General features: G+C 66.8%; 3 protein-coding genes. All 3 read right to left on the minus strand.

The annotated features are described in order from the left end of the window. Nucleotides 1-55: 55 nt before the first annotated feature. Entirely contained in the window at nt 56-298 is a 243-nt protein-coding gene (locus PYV61_RS25645; protein WP_275836724.1) for a hypothetical protein, read from the minus strand. A gap of 44 nt (nt 299-342) precedes the next feature. After that, nucleotides 343-720 carry a tlde1 domain-containing protein gene (locus PYV61_RS25650; protein ID WP_275836725.1) on the minus strand — a complete coding sequence of 126 codons (378 nt, stop codon included), beginning with the start codon at nt 718-720 and terminating at the stop codon, nt 343-345. 13 nt (nt 721-733) lie between these two features. After that, on the minus strand, nt 734-1,105 hold a 372-nt coding region (locus PYV61_RS25655), incomplete at its 5' end, for a hypothetical protein (RefSeq protein WP_275836726.1).

Consider the following 1,105-nt stretch of genomic DNA (forward strand, 5'->3'; position numbering starts at 1 on the left):
GCCGAAAACACCGGCGCAGATCCGCGCCGGTGTCGTTCGATCAGTGCGGGGGCGATCAGCTCGCCGGCTTCGCCGTGGCGCGCTGATAGACGATCATGCCCAGGCCGAGGCCCGTGGACACGACCGCCAGCTTGTTACCCGACGCGATTGCGCCGGCGAGCTGCTTGCCCGCCTCGCGAACTTCCGGGCTGGTCGCGACGGTGACCGCGATCGCGGCTACGCCGCCCAGAGTGGTCTTGTCCTTGATACCGGTGAGCAGGCCAAGGCCGATCGACTTGAGAAGGCTCCCAAGCTTCATGATGTTACTCCTACGTTGATGCCCTGGCCGCGGGCCGCGGATCGTCAGGCGACGACTTCGATCAGCCGGTCGCCGCTCCGCCACATCAGCTCACGGATCTTGCGCGGCAGGATGATGCAGCCCTTGGAGGCGGTGCCAGGCGCACGAATGCTGTCGCCGTGGCAGCGGAAAGCGCTGCGCCCCGTCGCCTCGTGGCGATCATCGAGCTGCCCGTCGTCGGCCCAGAGTGTGATGGTGAATGGGCCCACGTTCGGAGAATCGTAAACGCTCACCATGCGCCAGATCCCGACCGGGATCGGGCCCACGCCGCGAAGGTCCTGCAGCGCGGGATTGTTCTTGCCCCGGCCATTACCGGAATAGCCGCGCGAGATCAGCTTGCCGGCGCGGCGCAGCTCGCCCGTCGACTGGCTCCAGGTCCACATCAACTGGGTCCCTTTACTTGAGCGGCGGCTCGGCCGAGCTGCCCGTCAATGCGCGATCGAGCCTGCGCAGGAAGATCTCGCGCAGCAGGCGCAGCAGGCGATCGGACGAGACGGCGATCAGGGCGACCAGGAGCGCGGCAGTGCTGCCGCTGGCGCCGGCCCGTTCGACGGCGCTCATCGCCACGATCGCGATCATCCCGATCGCGAGCACGTCGATGACAAGCATGCGGATCGTCACCTTCTGCCCCTCGATCATGGCGAGCGCATACTTTGCGCTCGTCCCGAACAGCAGGCCGATGATGACGGCGCCGTACTTCGCCAGAAGGGCTTCCACCCAGGGGCTCATGGTGTCTCTCCCCGCGGGTGAGGTGATGCTGTTCATGGC

The organism is Roseisolibacter sp. H3M3-2 (assembly GCF_029211165.1).
Classification (GTDB): Bacteria; Gemmatimonadota; Gemmatimonadetes; order Gemmatimonadales; family Gemmatimonadaceae; genus Roseisolibacter.

Coding starts and splice junctions, on each gene's coding strand:
- PYV61_RS25645 (WP_275836724.1), bottom strand. CDS start 298: ATGAAGCTTGGGAGCCTTCTCAAGTCGATCGGCCTTGGCCTGCTCACC.
- PYV61_RS25650 (WP_275836725.1), bottom strand. CDS start 720: ATGTGGACCTGGAGCCAGTCGACGGGCGAGCTGCGCCGCGCCGGCAAG.